26 protein-coding genes, 1 pseudogene and 1 other annotated feature are annotated in these 24914 nt (G+C 42.0%); of the genes and pseudogenes, 2 read left to right on the top strand and 25 right to left on the bottom strand.

Features of this window, described 5'->3' with window-relative positions; translation table 11 throughout:
* Positions 1 to 298: 298 nt before the first annotated feature.
* Positions 299 to 805, bottom strand: a complete 507-nt coding sequence (locus MHB50_RS06025) for a DUF1648 domain-containing protein (RefSeq protein WP_339162579.1) — start codon at positions 803 to 805, stop codon at positions 299 to 301.
* A gap of 126 nt (positions 806 to 931) precedes the next feature.
* Here MHB50_RS06025 and MHB50_RS06020 point away from each other — a divergent pair, with 126 nt between their 5' ends.
* Complete coding sequence (locus MHB50_RS06020) at positions 932 to 1831, top strand: DMT family transporter (RefSeq protein ID WP_205178181.1); 900 nt, start codon at positions 932 to 934, stop codon at positions 1829 to 1831.
* Positions 1832 to 1931: 100 nt separating this feature from the next.
* On the opposite strand, the gene MHB50_RS06015 is transcribed toward MHB50_RS06020, so the two are convergent.
* The 5 genes from MHB50_RS06015 to safA all read right to left on the bottom strand — a co-directional run bounded on the left by MHB50_RS06015 (position 1932) and on the right by safA (position 7055).
* Complete coding sequence (locus MHB50_RS06015; protein WP_205178183.1) at positions 1932 to 2687, bottom strand: exodeoxyribonuclease III; 756 nt, start codon at positions 2685 to 2687, stop codon at positions 1932 to 1934.
* 775 nt (positions 2688 to 3462) lie between these two features.
* Positions 3463 to 4008 (bottom strand): BofC C-terminal domain-containing protein, encoded by a 546-nt coding sequence (locus MHB50_RS06010; RefSeq protein ID WP_340085023.1) that lies wholly within the window; start codon positions 4006 to 4008, stop codon positions 3463 to 3465.
* Positions 4009 to 4122: 114 nt separating this feature from the next.
* Entirely contained in the window at positions 4123 to 4842 is a 720-nt protein-coding gene (locus MHB50_RS06005; RefSeq protein ID WP_205178185.1) for a YebC/PmpR family DNA-binding transcriptional regulator, read from the bottom strand.
* 133 nt (positions 4843 to 4975) lie between these two features.
* Positions 4976 to 5959, bottom strand: coding sequence for an aminoglycoside phosphotransferase family protein (locus MHB50_RS06000; RefSeq protein WP_339162571.1), 984 nt, complete (start codon positions 5957 to 5959; stop codon positions 4976 to 4978).
* Positions 5952 to 7055, bottom strand: a complete 1104-nt coding sequence (safA, locus tag MHB50_RS05995) for a SafA/ExsA family spore coat assembly protein (protein WP_340085022.1) — start codon at positions 7053 to 7055, stop codon at positions 5952 to 5954. Before safA ends, MHB50_RS06000 begins: the two co-directional genes overlap by 8 nt.
* Positions 7056 to 7254: 199 nt before the next feature.
* Here safA and MHB50_RS05990 point away from each other — a divergent pair, with 199 nt between their 5' ends.
* Positions 7255 to 7794 (top strand): transcription repressor NadR, encoded by a 540-nt coding sequence (locus MHB50_RS05990; RefSeq protein ID WP_339162567.1) that lies wholly within the window; start codon positions 7255 to 7257, stop codon positions 7792 to 7794.
* A gap of 44 nt (positions 7795 to 7838) precedes the next feature.
* Here MHB50_RS05990 and MHB50_RS05985 read toward each other — a convergent pair whose 3' ends face one another.
* The 19 genes and pseudogenes from MHB50_RS05985 to MHB50_RS05895 form a co-directional block, all read right to left on the bottom strand.
* Positions 7839 to 8297, bottom strand: coding sequence for an ACT domain-containing protein (locus tag MHB50_RS05985; protein ID WP_340085021.1), 459 nt, complete (start codon positions 8295 to 8297; stop codon positions 7839 to 7841).
* A gap of 21 nt (positions 8298 to 8318) precedes the next feature.
* Positions 8319 to 9611, bottom strand: a complete 1293-nt coding sequence (gene obgE, locus MHB50_RS05980; protein WP_340085302.1) for a GTPase ObgE — start codon at positions 9609 to 9611, stop codon at positions 8319 to 8321.
* Positions 9612 to 9731: 120 nt separating this feature from the next.
* Positions 9732 to 10178 (bottom strand): annotated as a pseudogene (locus MHB50_RS05975) (Spo0B C-terminal domain-containing protein); the annotation flags it as partial.
* 206 nt (positions 10179 to 10384) lie between these two features.
* Positions 10385 to 10669, bottom strand: coding sequence for a 50S ribosomal protein L27 (gene rpmA / locus MHB50_RS05970; RefSeq protein WP_077113057.1), 285 nt, complete (start codon positions 10667 to 10669; stop codon positions 10385 to 10387).
* 5 nt (positions 10670 to 10674) lie between these two features.
* Complete coding sequence (locus MHB50_RS05965; RefSeq protein WP_340085020.1) at positions 10675 to 11013, bottom strand: ribosomal-processing cysteine protease Prp; 339 nt, start codon at positions 11011 to 11013, stop codon at positions 10675 to 10677.
* A gap of 7 nt (positions 11014 to 11020) precedes the next feature.
* Positions 11021 to 11329, bottom strand: coding sequence for a 50S ribosomal protein L21 (rplU, locus tag MHB50_RS05960; protein WP_205178206.1), 309 nt, complete (start codon positions 11327 to 11329; stop codon positions 11021 to 11023).
* Between the two features lie 14 nt (positions 11330 to 11343).
* Positions 11344 to 11425 (bottom strand) — a sequence feature (ribosomal protein L21 leader region).
* A 206-nt stretch (positions 11426 to 11631) separates the two neighbouring features.
* Positions 11632 to 12501, bottom strand: coding sequence for a M50 family metallopeptidase (locus tag MHB50_RS05955; RefSeq protein WP_339162560.1), 870 nt, complete (start codon positions 12499 to 12501; stop codon positions 11632 to 11634).
* Complete coding sequence (locus MHB50_RS05950; RefSeq protein WP_205178211.1) at positions 12491 to 13264, bottom strand: M23 family metallopeptidase; 774 nt, start codon at positions 13262 to 13264, stop codon at positions 12491 to 12493. The genes MHB50_RS05955 and MHB50_RS05950 overlap by 11 nt, the downstream gene beginning before the upstream one ends.
* A 180-nt stretch (positions 13265 to 13444) precedes the next feature.
* Positions 13445 to 13567 (bottom strand): hypothetical protein, encoded by a 123-nt coding sequence (locus MHB50_RS05945; protein ID WP_321189687.1) that lies wholly within the window; start codon positions 13565 to 13567, stop codon positions 13445 to 13447.
* Positions 13568 to 13968: 401 nt separating this feature from the next.
* A complete protein-coding gene (gene minD, locus MHB50_RS05940; RefSeq protein WP_077113062.1) occupies positions 13969 to 14775 on the bottom strand; it encodes a septum site-determining protein MinD in 807 nt (268 codons plus the stop codon).
* A complete protein-coding gene (gene minC, locus MHB50_RS05935) occupies positions 14768 to 15451 on the bottom strand; it encodes a septum site-determining protein MinC (protein ID WP_077113063.1) in 684 nt (227 codons plus the stop codon). The genes minD and minC overlap by 8 nt, the downstream gene beginning before the upstream one ends.
* Positions 15452 to 15620: 169 nt before the next feature.
* Complete coding sequence (mreD, locus tag MHB50_RS05930; protein ID WP_077113064.1) at positions 15621 to 16139, bottom strand: rod shape-determining protein MreD; 519 nt, start codon at positions 16137 to 16139, stop codon at positions 15621 to 15623.
* A complete protein-coding gene (gene mreC / locus MHB50_RS05925; RefSeq protein WP_077113065.1) occupies positions 16136 to 16999 on the bottom strand; it encodes a rod shape-determining protein MreC in 864 nt (287 codons plus the stop codon). The genes mreD and mreC overlap by 4 nt, the downstream gene beginning before the upstream one ends.
* Before the next feature lie 135 nt (positions 17000 to 17134).
* The gene (locus tag MHB50_RS05920) at positions 17135 to 18145 is read right to left on the bottom strand and encodes a rod shape-determining protein (RefSeq protein ID WP_077113066.1); all 1011 of its coding nucleotides are present in this window, start codon (positions 18143 to 18145) and stop codon (positions 17135 to 17137) included.
* A 1660-nt stretch (positions 18146 to 19805) separates the two neighbouring features.
* Positions 19806 to 20492, bottom strand: a complete 687-nt coding sequence (gene radC / locus MHB50_RS05915; protein ID WP_340085019.1) for a DNA repair protein RadC — start codon at positions 20490 to 20492, stop codon at positions 19806 to 19808.
* A 21-nt stretch (positions 20493 to 20513) separates the two neighbouring features.
* Positions 20514 to 21095: a Maf family protein gene (locus MHB50_RS05910; RefSeq protein WP_340085018.1), complete on the bottom strand. Its 582-nt coding sequence runs from the start codon at positions 21093 to 21095 to the stop codon at positions 20514 to 20516.
* Between the two features lie 98 nt (positions 21096 to 21193).
* Entirely contained in the window at positions 21194 to 22213 is a 1020-nt protein-coding gene (locus MHB50_RS05905) for a hypothetical protein (RefSeq protein WP_339162548.1), read from the bottom strand.
* 121 nt (positions 22214 to 22334) lie between these two features.
* A complete protein-coding gene (locus MHB50_RS05900; RefSeq protein WP_339162546.1) occupies positions 22335 to 23075 on the bottom strand; it encodes a prepilin peptidase in 741 nt (246 codons plus the stop codon).
* Positions 23076 to 23112: 37 nt separating this feature from the next.
* Positions 23113 to 24828: a sensor domain-containing diguanylate cyclase gene (locus tag MHB50_RS05895; RefSeq protein ID WP_340085017.1), complete on the bottom strand. Its 1716-nt coding sequence runs from the start codon at positions 24826 to 24828 to the stop codon at positions 23113 to 23115.
* Positions 24829 to 24914: the final 86 nt, after the last annotated feature.

The raw sequence follows: 24914 nt of genomic DNA, 5'->3' as shown, positions 1-24914 counted from the left end.
CCCTCTTTTTTCATTTTCTCGACCACATTTTCTTTCCTTTGTCCATCGAGTCGCCTCGATGCTTTCGAAAAGAAAATTCGACTGTGTGCCGCAGCCGGGAGGCATCCGCCGAACGTTCGATAAACCTCCTCCTCGTCAACTAGCGAGCTTATCAACCAACTTTCACTAGTTCTGGCGCTTATATAAAAAACCCCTATGCTCCTTTCCATTTAAAGTAAAGTGAAACATGAATATCATACTATATTCTTTTTTTGACGGTCAACCTATTACTAGATTTATATCTAAATTTTTTTATGCATTATTTGATCTTTCTTTGCTTCAATAGCCCTGCCGCGATGGGGGTTAATAACAGGATGACCGCCACCGGCAAAAACCACACTCCAAATTCGCCGCTCCACCCCAGTGCGATGGATACTGATTCAAATGTGATGAGCACAAAAATAATTAGGCATACGTTTTTTATTTGATTGACCATCTTTCGGCTTAATAAGTAAAATTGTTTCGCATTGGATTCGTTTAAGCGTTCGGGATAATTATGAAGTTCCGGTCTTTTTTCGAAAAATCGCATGAATACAATGATGAATGCGCCCATCCCCGGCAAAATAAGCAATTTGGATTTAGAGCCCCAACGATCCACTTCACCAAGAGCATTATAATGTGCGGGCACTTTGTCGGGAAGTTGATTCCAGATGAAAATGAGTAAAAGAATGGAAGCCATATAAAGTGAACATCCGATAATATCCCAGAACCATTCACTCTTTGTTTTCGGTATCTTTAACTTGGGTCGTTCCCATGAATTTGACATTAGATCACTCCACAAAAAACTTTTATACACATTTTTATTGTCACTGAAATAAAAAACAGCGGTTATGAGTTATGATATAGATATGCTTTTAAGACAGAATCGTTGTTATGAGTTAGGAGGTTTCATATGAACAAAAAGGCGTTTTGGATAGCAACTTTCACGATTATCATATGGTCGTCGGGCTTTGCCGCTGTTAGAGCCAGCTTACTCGGAGGATATACCCCTTCCCACCTTGTGCTTCTCCGCTTTTTGATCGCTTCCGGTGTTTTTTTATTATATGCTTTATGGCCGAGTGTTCATATAAAGTTGCCGGCAAAAAAGGACATTCCGCGCATTATTTTTCTTGGCTTCATGGGGATCAGCGTGTACCAAATCGGATTCACATTTGGCGTCCAAACGGTTTCCGCAGGCACCGCCAGTATGATCATCGGTTCAGCACCCATTTTTACATCAATTCTCGCCGTTATCATTTTAAAAGAAAAAATGGATTTGTTTGGCTGGATCGGCTTGGGGATAGGGTTTATCGGAATCATTTTAATTACTATCGGAACATCAGGAGCTTCTTTTACAATTTCCAAGGGTACTATTTATATTTTGATCAGCACGATCGCCACGTCCATCTTTTTCGTTTATCAAAAACCGCTACTGGCGAAATATCATCCGATTGATTTAACGGCATATTTTACGTGGGCCGGAACGCTACCCATGCTTTTCTTTATGCCCGGGTTATGGGAAAACATTCAAAATGCCGACTTCGGCGCTCATGTATCTGCTCTTTATGTTGGTATTTTCCCTGCAGCGATCGCGTACGCAACGTGGGCCATCGCCTTGTCCGCAGGAAATGCCACGACCATTTCCAGCATGCTTTATCTGGAACCGGCGCTCGCCATCATCATCGCGTGGTTATGGTTGAACGAATGGCCCAATACGCTCTCACTGATTGGGGGAGCTATTGCCCTCACAAGTGTATTTGTTGTGAATTTTGTAGGAAAAAAGCGATACATAACCAAAAAGAAACTTGAGTAATGAACGAGCTTCCAGCATGATGTGCCTCCAAAAGTTAGATTACCCCATTCTAACTTTTGGAATTCAGCACAAAATGGGGGAGTCTTTTTTGAGAAATTATTCATATGTTGATCTCCAAGGCAACCGGACAATGATCACTGCCCATTACGTCACAATGAATATATGAATCTATCAATCGTTCTTGCAACTTTTGTGAAACGATAAAATAATCGATCCGCCATCCAATATTCCTTTCCCTTACCTTGTTCATGTATGACCACCATGTATAAGCGCCTTCCTTATCTGGATAAAAGTGGCGGAACGCATCAATAAAGCCATGTTCAAGCAATCTGGAAAATTTCCCCCGTTCCTCTTCTGTAAATCCCGAGTTTCCCCTGTTCGACTTGAAGTTTTTTAAATCGATGTCTTGATGGGCCACATTGAGGTCACCACATAAAATGACCGGTTTTTGGCGATCTAATTCTTTTACATATACAAGCATGCGGTCCTCCCAATCCAAACGGTAAGGTAAGCGGGCCAAATCCCTTTGCGCATTGGGCGTATACACATTAACTAGGAAAAAATCCGCGAATTCCAACGTAATGATCCGGCCTTCTTCCTCAACGTCAGAATCACCAACCCCATATTTGACAGAGATCGGTTTGTGTTTGGTAAATACGGCTGTTCCGGAGTAGCCTTTCTTCACCGCATAGTTCCAATATTGTTCATACCCTTTCAGTTCCAAGTCAATTTGTCCAGCTTGCAGCTTTGTTTCCTGGACGCAAAAAATATCGGCATCCACTTGATGAAAGTAATCGAGAAAACCTTTACGTATGCAAGCTCTTAATCCATTGACGTTCCAAGATACAAGTTTCATCCCGTCATTTTCTCCTCTATTGCTATTCTCTCTACCTATTTTGCCACTGTTTTTATCAGTAAACAAGCAGCGCAAAACTTTGGTATGGGAGACGATACATTTTCATACAACAAAAGCGCCACCGCTACCCCATTAAAGGAACTGGGACACAACTAAATCAGCTGATGAAAAAACGAACAATAAAGTGAAACTTCATTCAGTAGGGCTCCTTTAGTTGAACCAATCGGGCATTTAGGTGCCGTTTTCCCCCACTCAGACCTCTTGTATTCACTCAAAATTTTGAAGTAGGAGTCTTACGGCACCTTACATGCAGGATAAAGTGAAACTTCATTCAGTAGGAATTTTTTCCACCTCCTACTGAATGTTAGTTGAACCAATCGGGCATTTAGGTGCCGTTTGCTCCCACTCAGACCTTTTGTATTTACTCAAAATATTGAAGTGGAGTCTTACGGCACCTTACATGCCGGGTAAATTGTCCCTAGTGTATAATACGCAATCTTTTAGCGTAGTCAAAATAGGTAGTCTCCTGCGGGAATAGCTCGAGCTGAAGCTGTGCCCGCAGGAAAGCGACCTTTGCTTTCCGAAGAAGCTGAAAAGACCTGCGGAAAGCGAAATATGTTGACGTAGCGATGATAGGGATTTTTTAACACAAATAGGGGCATGGTAAAAATGAAATAAACCGCATGGAATCAAGTTTAAAACCTTGATTTCACGCGATTTTATTCTCACGATCTTTATGAATATGAATCAGCTTTCAACCTATGTCCCAGCCTGTTTACAATTCCTTTTTAACTTCATATTTCTTCATTGTTTCAACAACCTTGTCAAAGTCCTTTTTTGATTTTACCGGTATTCCTTGTAGCAACTCCTGATGTTGTTTGCTTTCCAATTTTTTCACATCAATTTGAAAAAATGATTGGATAATATCCGACTCCTCCGGCTTTCCATTGAAAATGGATAATGTGCCGTCTTCCGTAATGCCAAAATATCCGTTCATTTTTGACAAAGGTGAGATGTCATTCACTTTCTTTTCAAAAACAAGATAGTCTTCACTCATATCGACCAGCCGCCATTTTTCATACTTTGCCCAAAAGTCTTCGAGGGCCCATATTGTTTCAGTAAGCGTCTCTTCGCTTTCTTCTCCGTCAATATATACTCTTTTTAACTTGATGGTCAGTTCTAAGGGCTTTTCCGGAATCAACAATTCCTTCTCTTCACTGGCTTGTACATGACTGGGTGATTGGTTGAGATCAACAATGAAAAAGCTGCCGCAGGAAATCATCGTGAAGGCTAATACAGCTTTCATTACAACACTCATCATGAATCACCTCAAGTTCTTAGTTCATTTTATACATATAGTGTGACCATACTTTTACATGATTATCCAATAAAAAAAAGCTTTTCCAAAAGAATTGCTCTTTTGGGAAAGCTTTGTTTAGTTATGGTATACTTCTTGAACATCATCATCGTCTTCAAGCATGTCGATAAGGTTTTCCAGCTTTTCTTCCTGCTCTTCCGTTAATGACGCATCGGTTTGTGGAACCATTGTCATTTCAGCCGTCATAAATTCAAAGCCGGCCTCTTCGAGACTTTCTTTTACATCCATGAAATTTTCCGGTTCTGTATATATTTCGAAGGCCTCATCGCTCGTTTCCATATCTTCCGCTCCAGCTTCGATTACCTGCAGCAACAGTTCTTCCTCATCTAAGTCATCATAGTTGCTCCTGTCGATCACCAAGTATCCTTTCCGGTTAAACATATAGGAAACACAACCGGTTTCGCCGAGATTTCCGCCATTTTTTGTAAAAGCGTGGCGGACGTTTGAAGCGGTCCTGTTTTTATTGTCGGTCAAACACACCACCATGACCGCTGCACCGCCGGGCCCGTATCCTTCATAAATAATTTCTTCGTACTGTTCCGCATTTTGGCTGCCAGTGGCTTTGTCAATTGCACGCTTTATATTGTCATTCGGCATATTTGCCGATTTTGCTTTATCCACGACAAGCCGTAGCGCCGGGTTTGTATCCGGATCGCCCCCGCCACTTTTGGCCGCGACGTACAGTTCTTTGGCAAGCTTTTGAAATATCTTGCCGCGCTTTGCATCTTGTGCATTTTTTCTGCGTTGAATATTTTTCCATTTGGAATGTCCTGCCATTTAAAATCCCCCTATCCTTTCACCTGTACTTAATCATATATTGAATCATCTTTTCTTGGCAAATAAGAAATTTTGGAATACCGCCCGAAAATATTTTACACTTTGAGCGAAACTGTTTGCAATCCAAAACTAGTTACAGACCGTTTTTCACCTTTGCCATCACGGCTTTCATAAATTGCATTCGCTTTTTGTACTGTTTGAACGTAATGGTTTCTAAATGATGCCTTCGATTGGTTCTTTCTTTTTTCCTGCTATTCATATAATAAATCCATTCACGGAATATATCGGTTGGATATACGAGAGCAGCCAAAAACGGGGGATCGTTTTGATAACGATTGATTTCCATATAGTCGGAAAATAGCCGCTCGCTTGACCATTGAAGCGACGGCAAAATGCGATTGCAAAATTGAAGAAGATCTATGTGGCTCGGCCCGATGCTGATCAGGTCAAAATCTATTAAGTATAAGGAGCCGTCAGCTTTTCTTATAAAATTGTGGTGTGCAACGTCACCATGTAATATACAATACGGCCCCTCCAAGAAATAATCCGCATGGCGCTTCAAGAATTGAATGGCCCACTCCCCTGCAAACATGTAATGCTCCATATACGGGTAAAGGCTTGTATCTTCATAAGAACCCATTTTCTTTTTAAAATCCAGCAACCGTCTATCCCATTTTTTTAGTTGATCAAACAAAGCAAGATGGGGTGTAAACTGATCGGTAAATCGGGCTGTAGTAGCATGAAAATGAGAAAGAAGCGCGAGGGCGTCCTTTCGGCAGCGGGCGCTTCCATAGTGAAATGGTTCATCTTGCTTTTGTTCAATATGCCGGATTAACCCAAATACGCGACCATCAAAATAGATCGCCCCGATAGGATGAAAATCGTACGTATTCTGAAAGCCGTTTTCAAATAAATAATGAGTCAAACGGATTTGGGTATGCAACTTTTTTCGCGCGGCAAACTCCTTGACTATCCACCGTTCTTTTTCTGATTGTATGAGCCAAACCCCTTTTTTGACGTGAAAAATATGACGAAAATGGTGGCCAACTACCTTTTTTATATAAAGAAGGAGACGGTTTTCAAATCCGTCTCTCTTTCGTTTCGCTTGATTATTCATCTTCTTCTCCGGCTTCATCTCTTGGCATCTCGAATTGTCCCATTCCTCCCGGCATTGGCTGTGCGTATGGGTAAGACTGCCCCCCTCCATAAGGAGCGGCCATCGGGGTCCCATATGGTGCAGCCATCTGGGCACCGTATGGTGCAGCCGGCATCGCAGGGTATCCTCCATAAGGTTGTGTATATCCTTGCATTGGCATTCCCTGTGGCGGATCATCGTTATCATCATCCCAATCCATTCCATGCATGACATGACCGTGATGATATCCTTGATGATGATGACCGTGGTGATGATGCATGAATGGGCTTGATGAGCTGGAAGATTCGTCACCCCAATACTGCTGCGGCATCTCGTATTCCACTGCGGGCATCACTTGTGGCATTTGGCCATACATTGGCATTTGTCCGTACATCGGCATCTGACCGTACATCGGCATCTGGCCATACATCGGCATCTGACCGTACATCGTTTGCGGATAAGCCATTGCCCCTTGCACTTGCGGCATCATTGAATACGGATACGGGTAACATGGATCACACACGGGCATAACCGGGTAGCAATAAGAATACATAGGCTGAGTATAACCTCCTTGTACAGGCATCACGGGCATTTCTATAGATTCTTCATGATGTACATGCTCTTTTTCTTTTACTGCTTGCTGAACTTGGGCCTGCGTTTGGCTCATATTCATCATATAATAATTATTAACGTCAATCTCCGGCAACGGCTGCGGCATTACTGGCTGATATATTTTGTGCGGTTTTTCTTTCAGCACTTCTTTAATCACCTCTTTTTTTGGTGGTTGTGCTTTTTTTGGCGGTTGTGCTTTTTTCGGCGGTTGTGCTTTTTTGGGCGGATGTGCTTTTTTGGGCGGATGTGCTTTTTTTGGCACTTCTTTATGCCCATGCATTTGATGGTGATGCATTTCTTTTTTTACTGCAGCACCTCCTGCTGGCACCTTTATTTTCATACCGGGCATAATCATATCAGGGTTGGACAACTGTGCATTCATTTTTTTTAACTCTTCGAAATCCACGCCGTATTTTTGCGCGATCTTCCAAAGCGTGTCGCCCTTTTGAACGATATGAATCTTCACTAATTTCCCCTCCTCTTGCATACGTCCATATAGTGTATGATTGTGTGGGCAAATTGTTATTTTTTCCTCTTCAAAATACATATGAAATAATGAAAGCCTTTATGAGTCTTATAAAGATCCGTCTCGTACCGGAAGAGTTCAAGCGGCTGTAAATATGTGATACTATTTAATCGTAAGCATTGGAAACGGAGGACTCCTGATGAAAAAAGAAAGGAAATTGCTTGGGGAAGAAAGAAGAGCTTGGATACTGGAATATTTAAAACAAAACAATGGTCCGATAACCGGAACGGCTTTGGCGAAAAAAGCAAATGTCAGCAGGCAGGTTATTGTTGGGGATATTACATTGTTAAAAGCACATAACGAACCCATCATCGCCACGAGTCAAGGTTACTTATATATGCCGGTGATGAGCAGCGAACGTGTCGAGAAAATAGTAGCTTGCTGCCATGAGCGGGATAGAACTGAAGAGGAACTCAATATCATTGTTGATCATGGGGTTACAGTGAAAGATGTAAAAGTGGAGCATCCAGTATATGGAGATTTGACCGCCTCCATCATGGTTTCGAACCGACAAGAAGTGAACGCTTTTTTAAAAGAAATTAACAAAACAAATGCACCATTATTGTCGCAACTAACAGCTGGGATGCATTTACACACATTGTCCGCACCAAATAGGCAAATGATTGAAAGGGCAGAGGCCGCACTTTCAAAAGCGGGGATTTTAGTCGAAGAAAACTAACAAGCGGAAATGCTTCAATAAGCGCACTTCCGCTTGTTTTCTTATCAGCCTCCCGAGCTGACAACTTCCACTTTGGCCACAAACTCGAGCCGGCGTAATTTCCCCAGAAATTCATCCATATTGACATTCATTTCTGTCACATCTAGAGACAGTGTAACGTTTGCCCGTCCCTGTAACGGAATTGTTTGGTGAATCGTTAATACGTTGCATGAACAGCTAGCCACGATACTAAGCAGCTTAGATAGTGCGCCCGGCTTATCTTCAAGGAAAAAAAACAATGAAATGATTTTTTCTTTCACAACGGTATGGAAGGGAAATACCGTATCTCTATATTTATAAAAAGCACTTCGACTTAAATCGACTTGCTGAACGGCTTCCCATATCGACTCTGCCGTTCCCCGCTCCAGCAGAGCCTTTGCTTCCAACGTTTTTTTCATGGCTTCAGGCAAAACGTCTTCCCGTACGAGATAGAATTTTTGATCAATTTCCCTTTTCCCCACCATAGTTCCCCTCCATACAAAGAACTAATCCATAAATTCAAATTCGTAATCAAACAGGCGAACGGTATCGCCATCTTTCGCTCCCCGCTCTCGAAGCGCATCATCCACACCGATAGACCTTAATTGGCGGGCAAATCGGCGGACGGCTTCTTCCCGGGAAAAGTCGGTCATTTTAAATAATCTTTCAATCTTGTCACCACTGACAACAAAGCTTCCGTCCGGATCGCGCGTAATGGTAAACGGCTTTTCCTCCTCTTCATGTTTGTAAACAACCCGATGTATCTCCTTTTCATCAGGCAATTCTTCATGAAGGGGGAATTGAGGCGTCACTTCAAGTAAATCGGCTATGGCGAACAGAACTTCCCGTACACCTTCCCTCGTAATTGCTGAGATGGGATAAACAGGATATTCGTTCTGGAGCTTTTCTTTAAATGCCTTTATATTTTCTTGAGCAGAAGGGATGTCCATTTTGTTGGCAACAATGATTTGCGGTCTTTCCAGCAAACGCAAGTTATACTGCTGTAATTCCTGGTTGATCGTTATATAATCTTCGTACGGGTCTCTCCCTTCCATCCCCGACATGTCGATAACATGAACGATGACTCTTGTCCGTTCGACATGGCGAAGAAATTGATGGCCAAGCCCGACTCCTTCGTGCGCGCCTTCGATTAACCCAGGCAGATCTGCCATGACGAAACTTCGGTCATCATCCGTTGACACAACGCCAAGGTTGGGCTTAATCGTTGTAAAATGGTATTCCGCAATTTTTGGCTTTGCCGCTGATACAACAGACAGAAAAGTGGACTTTCCTACATTCGGAAAACCGACTAGTCCGACATCGGCAAGCAGCTTTAATTCAAGTGTAACGTTTCTTTCCTGGCCAGGTTCACCATTTTCAGCGACTTCAGGGGCTGGATTTGCTGGTGTGGCAAAGCGGACGTTTCCTCTTCCGCCGCGTCCTCCTTTGGCGATAACAGCTCTTTGACCGTCTTTGATCAAATCCGCAATCACTTCTCCTGTATCTTCGTCGGTCACAACAGTACCGGGAGGCACTTTGACGATAAGATCTTCTGCACCTTTACCGTGTTGCCCTTTTGACATTCCGTTTTCTCCGCGCTTGCCTTTAAAATGCTTTTGGTATCTGAAGTCCATGAGCGTTCGCAGACCTTCGTCTACAACAAAGATAACGCTGGCTCCTTTGCCGCCGTCGCCTCCTGCCGGCCCGCCCATTGGTTCATATTTTTCACGACGGAACGCTACCATGCCGTTTCCGCCATCTCCGCCTTTAACATATACTTTTACTCGATCGACAAACATTAAGGACACTCCATTCTGGCCATCTAACCTTTCCAAACAAAACAATACTTGAATTTGATATTCATTTTCCGATAACTGTTCATATGTTACATGATCCGGATACACATCTTTGCGAAAGAGCCAACTTTTCAGTTCCGACTCATTTTCTATTATACCGTGGAATTGAAAAAGAAAACCGACGGTATCTTTTCCTGATTCGATTGTCAAATATAGGCAGTTATCATAAATAGGTAATGATATCCGGTTTAACTCTTCAAAAAATTCTCCCATCCAATCTGAAAGCAGTTGATCATCCAGATCCAGCTTTTCCATTCCGTTGACAATTTCATATTCAAGACGAAAACGATACCCTTTCCAGTTGTGTGTCAACAATAATTCAGCAAAGCGAAATAGCTTTAGATTGGAAAGCATTGCTTCCTGCTTCATTTCCAGTACAATTTCATCCATAATGCGCTTAGCCTGTTCTGTTTTTCCCATGGAAAGGTTTCCTTTAATTAACTGTAATCTATTTAACCACTCGTGGCGCGTATATCGAAGTATTTCTACTACTGTCCAATTTTCGCTCATCCCTTGTTCTCCCCAGTCTGGTCTTTACAAATTATATTATAGTATAACAAATTTCTCCTCTATGGAAGCGACTTAGAGTTGTACTTGAAGTAATTGTACCATTGATAAAATGACCGGTGAACATCTTTAGGAGGAAAACATATATTTTTGAGACATCAATTATTCACAAAAAAAACTCTAACCCCAAATGGTTAGAGTTTTTATCACTATTGTGCCTGCGGATATACGCTCACTTTTTTCTTATCGCGGCCAAGCCGTTCGAACCGAACAACGCCGTCCACTTTAGCAAAAAGGGTATCGTCTTTCCCGCGACCGACGTTTTCACCTGGATGAATCTTTGTGCCTCGCTGACGGTAAAGAATCGAACCGCCGGAAACGTATTGTCCATCTGCACGTTTAGCGCCAAGTCTTTTAGCTTCAGAGTCCCTGCCGTTTTTCGTGGAACCTGCTCCTTTTTTCGTTGCGAAAAATTGAAGATCCAATTTCAACATGTGATTCACCTCCTATTTTTAACGTTAACTTTTAAATAATCTTTATAATCACGTTCGATTGTTTCTAATGAAATAACCATGCCCTCAAGCAACAGCTGAACTTGTTTGGAAGTTTCCAACGGCAAGTCCGCGGGCAGCTTGCATGACAGATAACCGCTTTCCGACTGTTCTATGTTTAGAGTGACACCCGTCAGTGCCATAACTGCATTCAGGCTGCCAAAAGCAACTGCTGAAGCGCCGGCACAGACGATATCTGCGCCTTTTTCTGCAAACTCGGCATGCCCGGTCATCGTAAAAGATTCAATCTTGCCTTTGGAATCTTTATATATTTCAACGAGAATCATGGATCTGTTACGCGTTGATTTTTTCGATGATCAGTTTTGTATATGGCTGACGGTGGCCTTGTTTTTTACGGTAATTCTTCTTAGGCTTGTATTTGAAAACAACGACCTTCTTTTGACGGCCTTGTTGCTCCACCTTGGCAGTTACGGTGGCACCTTCAACAAATGGGCTGCCAACTTTCACATCTTCACCACCGACAAAAAGCACTTTGTCAAAAGTGTATGTGTCACCTTCAGTCGCATCCAACTTTTCAACAAAGATTGCTTGGCCTTCTTCAACCTTTATTTGTTTTCCGCCTGTTTCAATGATTGCGTACAATGTATCGCACCTCCTCAATAACTAAGACTCGCCAGACTCAGGTGTCTTATACTGGATAAGCGCTTGTGTACCTGTGCTGTGCGGTTGTAGCACGGGTGCTACAATCTAACATAAAAATACTATCACATTCTCATGCCTTATGTCAATAGCGCTTCTCTTCATTTTACTACTCTTTCTTTTACTTCGAAAGCGCTCTGATCAAAGATACTGCCTATTCATTTACTTGGTTTATTCTCAGATTCTATATTTGGGAGAATTTTGTTTCATATTCGATCATTGATTTCAAGTAGACTCAATGATGTTCAATCATGATACACGATATCCTTCAAGCGTGCGCGTATTTGCTTTTCTGCAAAGAAGGCATGCAACATTTCGTTTTCATCCAGTTTTCCGAGCATTCGTTTCCCATCATCCACATGGATGACATGCTTACAGCCACGCCTGAATTGCTCCATGATCGAGGACACATATTCGCTTCCTTCCACCTCAATCACATCAAGCTTTTTAAAACCTGTTTGCTTCCCGCTATACCGCTCTAATAAAAACCGGATAAAGGAAAATCTCATTTGATTCCATTGGTGCCACAATGATGCATATAAATACACTAGAACAACCCACACATTCAGGTTAAACGGAAATACGATCAAAAAAAGACAAAGAAGAAACGTCAAAACAATAAAGGAACAAAGCAATGATTGTTTGAAAGCCGTTAAAAACGGTTGCCGGGAACTCAAATATAAATAAATAACCTTGCCACCATCAAGCGGCCATACAGGCAGAAGATTAAACAAAAAGACCATTATGTTAAACTGTTGAAACATTGTTGCAAATTCCATCGAAATGACTTCATTTGTCCCCAGAATAAAGACAGTTGCCGCCATCCATATATGCTGAAAAGGACCGGCAAGGACGACAAGCAGTTCTTCAATAACAGGCCGATTTCCATGTTCATCCACTTCACAAATACCACCAAACGGCATAATCAAGATGCGATTGATTTTCCACGAAAAAAAATGGGCACAAGTGGCATGTCCCATCTCGTGAATAAAAACAATCAAAAACAATGTGAGCAATTCCCAATAATAACCCGTGATAATGGCAAAACAAGCCACAATCCAAAAGAGAGGATGAAAATGTATCTTTCTTAAAAGTCGTCCGTAGTTATTCAACATTAATCACCTGGAGGGGATCAATAAAAACATCTCCCTTTTTAATGGCAATATAAAATTTTCCTGAATAACTTTCTTCACCAGATGACACGGTTCCCAACACTTTTCCGCCTTCAATACGTTCATGTGGTTTTACATGAAGCTTGTTCAGATGGGCATACCATGATTCAGTATCGTCTTCATGTTGCACAATCACTGTGTTGCCGGTATCTGCTTTTTTTCCTGCAAAAATAACGATTCCGCCGGCAATAGCTTCAACCTGAGCCTGATGTTCCGTTTCGATCATGATCCCGCGGCCATCTTGATCGAAATTTTCGGCGATTTTAGCTCCAACAGGCAAGGCATAGTCTGTTTCTATCCCCGTTTGGATAATGTCTCCATCTGCCTTGTCCTTGTCGGGAAATAGAGCAAGCGGTTTGCCAAAACGGCCTTCATACCACTCAGAAACAGCGGCAAAACGGAATTCCGTTTCCATTGCTTCGTTGACGACTGATTTAGCCGCTTGAAATGCCGGGGATTCGGATTTGTAAATGATACTGACAAGGAGAATGAGCGTTATGGAAGCGAGAACTTTGAATATAAATACTTCACGATTCCAAAGAGGATGAAATTTTTCCTGATTTTTTGAATCATATAGAGAATGCTCATCCGTATAATTGCTGTCAATCCATTCATTTGACCACTGAATACCTTTATCCTTTTTCCGGTCATAGGACTTTCTTCTCTTGGCAATTCGCTTTTTTATTTGATTTACCCGATGGTTCACACCCCGCCATCTCCCTTACCAAGTTTCTACTACCCTATGACTTGTCTCTCCCTATTATGCTTCGGTTGTGAAGAAAAGACGGGGCGTTCCTTTGTAAAATTAATTGTATGCTGTTAGCTGTTCGCGTAGCAGAATACAAACTTCTTATAAAATTTTTCCTCACTATTCCGAACGAACATTTTAACTTCCAAAGTCACTTTCCCGTAAATAATTTTGCTGTTCGCCATGCGATGTTAACATCGCCACCGCTGTCTGTTCTCCTATTTCTGCTCCTTTAATGGCCGCTCGTTTCATTGCAAACAAACGATGTGCCCGCTATTAGGTATATAGATCGTTTTCAGAAAATCTCTGGTTTGGACAGGCAAGATCAGAACCGCTTGATGACAACTTATTGGAAACTTGCGCTTGTTGAACACGACTACGCCTGAACCGAACCCTGTTCATCGAAAGCGTCGAGGCTGCCATCGCCATTGTCGCACTCTATATGCGCCTGAACCGAACTCTGTTTATCGAAAGCTCCATATCCGATCATGATCTCCCGGCCGCTGAAATGCCGATTTGCAAATTTCCGGTCCGAAACACAAAAAACCTATAAAAATGAATAAACCGCATGAAATCAATTGAAACAACTTGATTTCACGCGGTTTATTTTCACGATTGGACGAATAGCAATTCGTTTTCAACTTATGTCCCAGCTTCACCGATTATCGGGATGATCCAAAAAGCTGTTTAATTCGAGTGAAGAATCCGGATTTATCTTCTTCCAGGGGCTGAAGCGGTACAGATTCCCCCAGAATCCGTCTTGCGATATTTCGGTATGCGATTGATGTTTTGCTTTCCGGATTGAGGGCAATCGGTTCACCCTCGTTGGATGACTTGATGACTTCTTCGTCGTCTTGCACGATACCGAGCAGGTCGATGGATAAGTGCTGTGTAATATCATCCACGTCGAGGACATCACCCTCACGCATCATCCTCGGCCTGATTCTATTAATAATCAATTTGGGAGGCTCAATATTCTCTTCTTTTTCAAGAAGGCCAATAATTCTGTCCGCATCACGGACAGCGGAAATTTCAGGTGTCGTTACAACGATCGCCTTGTCTGCTCCGGCAATCGCATTCCTGTAACCTTGTTCAATTCCCGCAGGGCAATCAATGAGAACATAATCATAATCTTGCTTGAGCTCGGCCACAAGTTCTCTCATCTGCTCAGGTGTGACCGCCGTTTTATCGCTTGTTTGTGCCGCTGGAAGCAAAAACAGCTTGTCCTCAAACCTTTTGTCTTTTACAATTGCTTGGTGAGGCTTGCAACGCTTCTCAACAACATCTACAAGATCATAAATAATCCTGTTTTCAAGCCCCAGCACAACATCGAGATTGCGAAGGCCAATATCCGTATCTATCAAACACACTTTTTTCCCCTGCAAGGCAAGTGATGTACCCAGGTTTGCCGAAGTTGTTGTCTTTCCGACTCCTCCCTTGCCGGATGTTATTACAATCGCCTCACCCATAATAATGTCCCCCTTTAAATCTCGTAATATTCGGTCGTAAGTGTTTTAACACTTGTAATCGATCAATGATAATTTGATGATTCCTGTCTATGTAGGCACATTCCATTTGGTGACGTTCCTCCTGATCGTAATGGTCGGGAGAACGGCTGATGCAATCAGAAATTCTTAACTGTGACGGGGTCATGAATGAGGCAACGATAACGGCTTCATTTCTGCCCGTGTATCCGGCATGGGCAATCCCTTTTAATGCCCCCATGATAAAAATATTACCGCCTGCCCTTACCGTGCCGCCTGGATTAACATCCCCCACGAGGAGTAAGTCCCCCGGCACTTCTAAAATTTGCCCGGATCTTACGATCGTTGCGACGGAAGTTACTTCCTGGCTCTCGATGACCGTTTTGGCCTCTTCTTTTGAAATGACATTGCTGTCTATTTCCTCCACGATCAGGTTTTGTTTTTGCCGAATAAGTTCTTTGATTTCTTCTTCTTGTTCAGGATTTAGATAGCGGTTGCCCGTAAGAATGCGAACTGAAATAAGCGGACTTTCCTCTAATCCTTGAAATTCCGCAAGCTTCTCTTCCAGCTCTATTAAAATATCTTCATACGAACAACGATCATTTAACTGAAGCGAAAGACCGCTCTTCGTTCCTTTAATCATTACATTTTGTCTTTTCATGAATTAGCGGGCTTCAAGGAATTGCATTCATTGGGCCCTTACTTCTCCTTTCAACGACGAACATCTTATCCGGTACAGTTTGATGAACACCAGCAAGGTTCATTTCTTCTATTTTCGACAATCGCTGGCGATTTCCCTTTTTCGTGGGCAAATTTTCATCATCTCCGTATTATTCGGATGACAGTTGCTTATGCAAATGTTGCAGCCATCTTGTATATGGGATAAAAATGATGAAATAGAAAATTAAATTCAGTACAAGAGATGGCAGCAGTCTGTTTTCAAGAAACTCCATCATTGTTACAGGAACATTGAAAAGCAGTATGTTTAATCCAAAAATGAGCGATTCCACTAGTGAAATATTCACGATCACAATCAGCCCTACAGTCAGCACATTGACATGTAAAATCCTGATCATTTTAGAAGCTATATAGACGGAAATGGGAAATAAAAACAGGTAAGCCCCGATAATTCCCGTAAAATATATATCAAAAATCAGTCCGAATAACGCCGCATATATGATCGTTGTGTTACGAACAAAGTATATCCCCATCAATGTTAACGCGATCAACAAAAAATGGGGGATAACCATCCGGTCTTTAAATAAAGAGGCTGTTGTAAAAAAATCAGTAAATAGGCTTTCGGCGTAAAAACAAGCAATCAATACGAGAGGAAGAAGAACCCGCTTCATTCGTCTTCCTCCTTATCCCCGGATTGAATAGAGCGGGCAACAACCATTACGTGTTCGAAATCATAGAATTCGGCAAAAGGTTTAATATAAGCGATTTGCGACAGTCCATATTGATCAAGGGTCACTTCTTCAACCGTTCCAATTTCAAGTCCTTTTGGAAAAATACCGCCTAAGCCCGAAGTAATGACATTTTGTCCTTTTTCAATTTGGGCTTCATCAATGGGCAAATCCTTCATTATCAGCATTTTCTTTTCTTTGTCGTACCCGTCAATTAAACCATGCACGGAACCCTTTGCTTGAATCAAAGCGGAAACCCTGTTTTTTGTATTATCCGAACTGAGCAATTCAATCGTTGATGTCATTTCTGATGTAGAAACAACTTTCCCAACAAGTCCTTTGGACGTAATGACGGCCATATCAGGCTTTATGCCGCTTTTTCCCCCTTTATCGATAACGATCTTTTCAAACCAGCGGTCTGGTGTTCGGCCGATGACAGTGGCCTGAATCGGGGTAAAATCTCTCAAGCTCTCTTTTTTACCAAGAGCCTCGCGCAATTCAGCATTATCTTTTTTGAGCTCGGTCATTTCTTTTTCAAGTCTCGCCACTTCTTCCAAGCGAGCTTTTAATTTTTTGTTTTCTTTATATGTATTTTGCAACTCTTCGAAGCCCTCGAAAAAACCCGCTATCTTGTGTGCGGGTTTTGCAACGAGGGATTGGCCAAAACCCACGACATCTTTCACAAATTGCTCTGGCCGCGAGATATTGTCTCTGTCCCTTAATGAAAAACCGATTAAAGAAACAAGAATAATGATTCCGATTAACAAGATGATCAGCCGCTTGTTCAGAAAAAAATGTGGCATTAAAACCCACCCCAGTTTTCAATTAGCCGGTATCTGTCCCTTCTAAAAAGGGAGTCAGATGTCTGCATAGGAAAGCAGAGGGCCGCAAAAAAAAGACGACCTCTGCCAATTTTCTCAATTAAAGCAAATACAATCTTACGCACGATTTTTAAACATGTTAATATGGTCCAGCGCCTTCCCGGTTCCGATCGCTACACAATCCAGCGGTTCATCCGCAATCAGAACAGGCATTTTTGTTTCGTCGCTGATGACTTTATCCAAATTGCGAAGGAGGGCTCCTCCTCCTGCAAGGACAATTCCTCTATCCATTATATCTGCCGCAAGCTCAGGCGGTGTATTCTCCAACGTGTTTTTCACAGCATCAATGATCGTATAAACCGTATCACGGAGAGCTTCCGAAATTTCTTCCGCCGTAATTTCAATTGTTTTGGGGAGCCCTGTCAATAAATCACGGCCGCGAATTTCCATCTTTTCGTTCGTTTCGACTGCTCCAGCCGAGCCAATTTCAACTTTGATAGCTTCAGCCGTTCTTTCCCCAATGAGCAAATTATATGTTTTTCGGATATAGTTGACAATGGCTTCATCAAAATTGTCTCCGGCAATTCGAATGGAATTGCTTGTAACAATCCCTCCCAGAGAAATGACTGCCACTTCCGTCGTTCCGCCGCCAATATCCACGACCATGCTTCCAGTTGGTTCCCAAACAGGCAAATCAGCACCGATCGCAGCAGCGAAAGGTTCTTCGATTGGATAAGCTTCCCTGGCTCCCGCCTCTCTAGTGGCATCGAGCACCGCCCTTTGTTCCACTGCTGTAATTCCGGAAGGCACACATACCATAACGTACGGTTTGCCCCCAAAAGCTCCTTTTGCTTTTCCTGCATGTTTTATAAAATATTTCATCATCGTTGCTGTCGTTTCATAATCGGCAATAACGCCATCTCTCATTGGCCGCATCGCCACTATATTTCCCGGCGTTCTGCCGATCATCTTTTTGGCATCATTTCCGACTGCAACGATTTTCTTTGTCTCGGTGTTGATGGCAACCACTGAAGGCTCCCGCAATACAATTCCTTTCCCTTTGACAAAAACAAGCGTATTGGCTGTGCCCAAGTCAATTCCTAAATCTTTTGTACCGATTCCAAACATGTATGTATCTCCCTTTCTACCCCATTACAATTGGTCAGGATGGACTTTATTATGAATTGTGTTTTATTACAACCTCATTACAACTTTGAAAAAAAAATCACAAGACTAATTATATCTTATCATTTATGAAAAGCATAGTGTCACTTAAATCCTTTTTCTTTCATGTTGACATATTGGTAAGCGACGACTGACGATAGACTGAACCATGCGAATTCAAAATGGTCTTTTTCGCGCTTTTCAAAGCCTCTTTGTCATATAGACATCTTCCCTCATCGGGTGGATAATTAGTGATGTAGCGGCTGCCTAATGAGATGCTTACTCCCCGGAGTGTATTCTCGAAGTATTGAAGCCACCGAAGTGGAAAACAGATTTTTCATGTTGAGGTATATACTTAATATAGCTGATATGGTTAAGATAAGAAACCACTTCCATAACATTTAGTCTAGATAATACGAACGAAAATGAATATGTTTAAAAAATGAAATCAAAGCCTTGCTCGACTGTGGGGCTTTTGATCCGCCTGTTAATCTAATTAGCATTCGAATCATTCATTCTGTAACTAGAAGTTACAAAAGCCTCGTAGAATTTTTCATGATCACAATGTATTTCTGATCTTTTATCTAATCATTCCTCTTCTAGAATTTTTTATGAAATTACCCATTTAAATCTACATCTGCCTAAACAATGATTACCCTGTTTGTTCATAGATTCTTAACAAAGCGTCATACATGGCATCAGCCAAATGGCGCCTATTTATTATCGGATGAAACCCTCCTTTTCAAATGCGCACAAATTGAAAAGGTAAGCCAAGTCAATGGAAGGCAAAAGCTTCAACTGGTTCTACCCGCTAAGTTGCACTTTTATCAATATTTTAAAAATCTTCTTTTTTATTTGCTGGAACTTTAGCTGGCATAAAGGGAATTATACCTGATTCCTCCTCATATACCAAGGTGCATTTTATCGTGCGCCGTAGGTTTCAAGAAAAAAAGCTCACTTTTAAAATGTTGAAGGGCTAGAATAGATGTCACTTTGTATATTTGATAAGAAAGTCTTTTTCCCATTGAAAAATGGCCATTATTTCAATTTAAAGTACCGCGCGCATGGAATATAGCGTCTATTTTCTTCCATATAGGCAATCGTTCGCAAACTTAATTATACCGAAAGCTGGCTCTCTTTTGTATGGTATATATGAGATATTAAAAAAATTGAAAGCTTTATCTTCTTATTTAAATGATCAGCTTATAATGCGGCAACAGACGCTCATTAACTCAGAAATTTCTGGTGGAAGAATCGGATTCATAACTCGCTGCAGGGGGTCTGTTTTTTCACCCACATCATTATTGGGAGACCGTTCTCCTTATAACTTTGCTATACCCGCACAACTTCTTTCTCTGTAACAATGATTCTTGCAATTTTCATCCTGAATCAAAATCTTGTTTATTTCTTACAGTTTGCCGAGGTCGGGCCGTCAGGATGCGGCTCTTGGTGCTTAGTTTGCGAATCTATGTGGGAAAATCGTAAACCCGGTGGAGAAAACAACAAATTTACTTTCTCCACCGGGTTTTTCGGGACTTTTAAAAAACCCCATTATCCTAGCAAACATGTATCTCCCTTTCTAACCCCGATGCATTCCAATAAACATGTTGTACTCCCTAACGTCTTATCGTATAAAACCTTTTTCTTTCATACTGACATATTTATTATCGCCGATGATCAAGTGGTCGAGGATTTCGATTCCCATCATTTTACCGCATTCAACGAGCCTGTTTGTCACCTCAATATCCTCTCTCGATGGTGTCGGGTCTCCTGATGGATGATTATGAAAACAGATGATGGAAGCGGCCGATCGGCGGAAAGCTTCCTTGAATACTTCTCGAGGGTGAACGATAGAAGCGTTTAAGCTTCCGATAAAAATGGTTTGTCGGTGGAGAACTTGATTCTTGGTATTCAAATAGAGGCAAACGAAGTGTTCCTGTGTTAAAAAGCGCATATCGTTCATAACATAATTCGCACCATCTTCAGGACTGCGAATGATGTAACGATCATTATAGGTGAGGTTGCCGATTCTTCTCCCGAGTTCTATCGCTGCAGCAATTTGTACCGCTTTCACTTTGCCGATTCCTTTAATTCCCATTATCTCTTCCAGAGCCGCCTCTTTTAGCCATAATAACCCATCAAATTGTGCCAGCAGCTTATTCGCCAGTTGAAGAGCCGATTTTGACTTTGTTCCTGTCCTTAACAAGATCGCCAATAGTTCCTGATTGGAAAGACTGGCTGCGCCATGTTGAATAAGTCTTTCGCGCGGCCTGTCTTCAATGGGAAAGTCTTTGATCATTAAAGTATCCAATTTCGCTGTTTTTTCATCCTTTCATTCGTATTGTTGAAAAATGGGGAAGCCGATTTTTTCAAGCATTCTTGCAACACGGGCGATTGGAAGACCGACAACTGAAAAGTAATCCCCGTGAATTTCTTTTACCAATAAGGATCCCCATCCTTGAATGCCATACGCGCCTGCTTTATCTAACGGTTCATCTGTTGCAATATAGCGTTCAATCTCTTTTTCTGACAGTTCCCAAAAAGTGACTTCCGTTTTTTCATAATATGTTTCAATAGTGTCCGCAAAGAATACGGCCACCCCGGTAAAAACGAAATGGGTCTGTCCTGATAATGTTTGTAACATTTGAAAAGCATGCTTTTTGTCAAAAGGCTTGCCTAACATATCGCCATGAATCGCTACAATTGTGTCTGCGCCAACCACGCAGCTATCACCATGATGCTTAGCGACGGCTTTTGCTTTTCGAGCGGCCAATTCCATCACCATGTTCGCTGGAGATATGGAGGCGGAAATCGTTTCATCTACTTGTGGGGAACAAACCGTAAATGGAATATGAAGCATTTCTAGAAGTTCTTTTCGGCGGGGAGATGTGGAAGCTAAAACGAGTCGGGGCATAAAGTTTCTTCCTTTCTTGGGAGATACACTATTATCGTACCAAATCAAATCCGAAGAAACAATACTTGCTCTTGGTCCGAAAAAAGAGAGCCCGGCTTTTACGCAGCGGGCTCTTGACCTAGGTCATGATATGTTTTTAAAAAGAGCAACAGCGCTTGCTGGGCTTTAGCCAAGCTGTCCGGGCCTCCTGATTCCGTAAATTCAAGAAGAGCCTTCTGCGCTTCTGTTAAATATTTACCTAAATCGTTAATACCGTCACTTCCCTCATTATTTTTACTAATTGATCCTACCTTTTCCCCGATTTGCTTTAACTCATCTGGATCTGCTGCACCTTTCAGTTCAGCGCTGGAAGCTTGTCCAAGAAGACTCTGAAAGATTTGTATTGAATCTGACAATAGGGCAGATTCAGCCTCCGAACCTACCTTAATTTCCTTTTCCGGAATGGCAAATTCTTTCGGGTATACATCAATGCCCGATGTTGCAAGCTCTTGTGACCAAACCCTCGCCGAAGACACATCTGCCGTTACCCCGATAAACAGAAAATTTTGCCCGTCTACCGCAATCGTTGCGCTAGGTATGCCTTTCTCAGAAAGCTTATCGACAGCTGCTTTTGCGGCTTCCTCTGTATTAAATACACCGCCTTGGATGACCGCAGTGTTTATTTCCGGGGCTTTTACGGATAAATTAGCGGTTTCCGCTTTTCGATTGGCAGCGGGTGATACAGACGCATCCGTCAACTGGGCATCGTTTTCAGAGTTAACGACCAGCTTATACACAAACAGTCCAAACGCCAGTCCAACCACGATTGCCAACACTGTGGAGAGGGCGACCCCTGCTTTTTTTGGTGAAAAACTTTTGAAAAAATGTCGCGGACCTTTTTTGTTTGTTTCTTTCGGCAAATGGGTATTGATAGGTTCATATTCTACATCAGGCTCATTCTTTTTGTTTTCTGGCAAAACCCAGTCAAAGTCTCCCGTTTCGGCTTTGTCACCCGCTGCCGCCGTCTCGTTCTCTGCTTTTGTCCAGTCATTTATGACAATATCCTTTAAGACCTGGCTTTCTTGTCCATTAATATGAACCTTCATTTTTTGTTTGCCGGCTTTTCTTTTCTTTGCCATATGCTATATTCCTCCCGATCTATTTTGTATTTTGCCTTATGCTAGCATGTCAAAATAAAAAAAGGACAAGACTTTTGTCGTCTCGCCCGGGAAGGATTTTCGCCAAATTACTAGTGTATTCCTAAAAAAGGGAAAAATACCAAAGAAATATTTCATGATGAAAAAAATAGGCCGCTAACGTTCCAATTGAAATAAAAGGACCGAATGGAATGTGATCTCCCCTCTTGAATGTGCCTGTCAATAGCCCAAAAGCGCCAAAAACAGCTCCAGCCAACGAAGCCAGAAAAAAGGATAGTAAAACAATCTTTGTCCCGAGGGCAAAGCCGATCACGGCAAACAACTTGATATCTCCGCCTCCCATGCCTCCTTTGCTGACAATCGCAATCAGGAGAAGCAACGCAAATCCCGTTGCGGCTCCCGTGACTGAAGTCCACCAGGGGGAAAGCGGTTCTATAAGTCTTTCAATGAAAAAAATTGCTGTAAAAGCTAATAATATTTTGTCAGGAATCAGCATATAATTAATGTCTGTCATAAAAATAATAACAAGCAGAGAAATGAGGGTACAGGCGAAGAGAAATTCAAAGGTCCAGCCAAACCTGGAATATGCATATACAAATAACAAAGCGGTTGAAAGTTCCACCACTGGATAAAGAGGCGATATTTTTGAATGGCAATGCCTGCATTTTCCCCCCTGAATGACAAATGACAAAACAGGAATCAGCTCCAAAGGAGACAGCCGTTGGCCACACTTCGGACAAGCCGATCCCGGTTTTACGACAGACTTCTGGGCCGGTACTCTCATTCCCACCACATTAAAAAAAGAACCTAAAAGAAGACCGTATATAAAAACAGCAAAAGTCATGGATTGTGATACCTCTCTTTATGAAACTCAACTAGCTCTAATCAGTTTCTTTTTCTCCCTGCACGTATTTCGCAACCCTGTTTCTGCCCGCCCGTTTTGCGCCAATATACAATGCTCGGTCAGCGTACTTTACCAATGATACAGGATCATTGGCATGTTTTGGAGCGGTTGAAACTCCGATGCTGGCTGTAATTGATACTTCGACTATATTTCTGGCAGGGTCGAGTTCATTATGCACAAGAAAAGGATGGTTGGCAATGGCTTGGCGAACCGTTTCGGCAAGCTCGTGTGCCTCTTTGTCATCTGTATCCGGGAGAAGGATGACAAATTCCTCACCTCCGTACCTGGCCAGAACGCCACGCACAGCAACAAGCGCTTGCAGCCTATCAGCCAGTGTGATTAAGATTTGATCTCCCGCCTGGTGTCCATATTGATCATTGATCGTTTTAAAATGATCGATATCGACGATAATGAGAGAAATGCATTCTATTTTTTTATCCTGAAGATCCTTAAATTTTTCATATATGTATTTATCAAAATATCTGAAGTTGGGAATCTTCGTCATCGGACAATATTCGCTTTCCCGTTTCGTTTCTTCATAATGACGGGCATTGCTTAGCGCAACCGCCAGATAAGAGCACATAATATCGACAATCATCAGTTGAAACTTATGAAAAGCATTTTTCCTGGAAGACGCGAGAAATAGAACGCCTTCGATTTGTTTTGCCTGCATGATCGGAACACATATGACACTCTCGGCATGATTCGGAGAATATCCATGTGAAAATTTTCTCCATTCTGACTTTTCCCCATATATAAGGCCTTTTTCCCGCTTTAAAACGATGCCGCAAATCCCCTTGTCCTTCGGAATAGGTGGAATCATGTTTAATATATCACTGTCTTTTTCATATTGTCTGACCACTACCAGCATGTCACCCTTTAAACCAAGTATATAGGCCCATTCAACTGGAAATGTTTTTGTGATTTTTTTCATAAATAAATTTAATACTTCTTCGACATTCAAGCGTTCAGCGAGTTGATGCCCAATTTCAGCGGCGGTTTGCAAATGCAAATTTACCCGCAAAGAAGATTGGTACATCTTTAACACGAGCAAAGAACTTAATACGGGAATCCCTATTAAAGCAAATGCGGCCGGACCTATAATATTATTCAAATAGAACAAGCCGATTCCTAACGGATAAACAACAAGGCGGAGACAAATGTCCCACAGCAATCCACTTCCAAAAAGCGTGCTTTTCACATTTGTAAAAAAACGCAACAAACCCCGTAATAATAATGCAGATGAAAAGCTAAGAATGACATAAGTTGCGATTGGAAATACAGCATTGTGTGAGGAGTCATAGCCAACTTCCCCACCTGCCGCAAAAAAGCCAATCCCTGATATGAATGATATGCACGTGAACATAGAAGAGTATAAGAGGTAACGGTAAAATTTCTGCGACTGATCTTGAATGGCAAGCATGGAAACGACCGTCGCCAATTGGAGAAGAACCATTTCATAAAACATCCCGTAAGAAAGAAAAACGGCAATCGATATCCATTGCGTTAAAAACACGACTGTTTTATTGACCGTCAGCGGAATACACGCGATAATAACAGCAGTAAGTGAGAACGCAAAAATGTCCCAGAAGCCGACATATTGGGGTGGAGAAATTTGATAGGCATACCAGTGACATATCGGGACGATCATGAGCCATAAGGCCCATGTAATTATTTTTTTCCTCGTATTCACACACTCCACCCCTTATTTTATAGTTATTAAGACTTAGGCTTATAGTCATATTAACAAATTAAGGGGACCTTGTCATTGGTTAGTGG

Source organism: Siminovitchia sp. FSL H7-0308 (assembly GCF_037980985.1).
GTDB lineage: Bacteria > Bacillota > Bacilli > Bacillales > Bacillaceae_C > Siminovitchia > Siminovitchia thermophila.
Note: the sequence above shows the minus strand (reverse complement) of the source record. Positions and strands in the feature narration are given on the sequence as shown.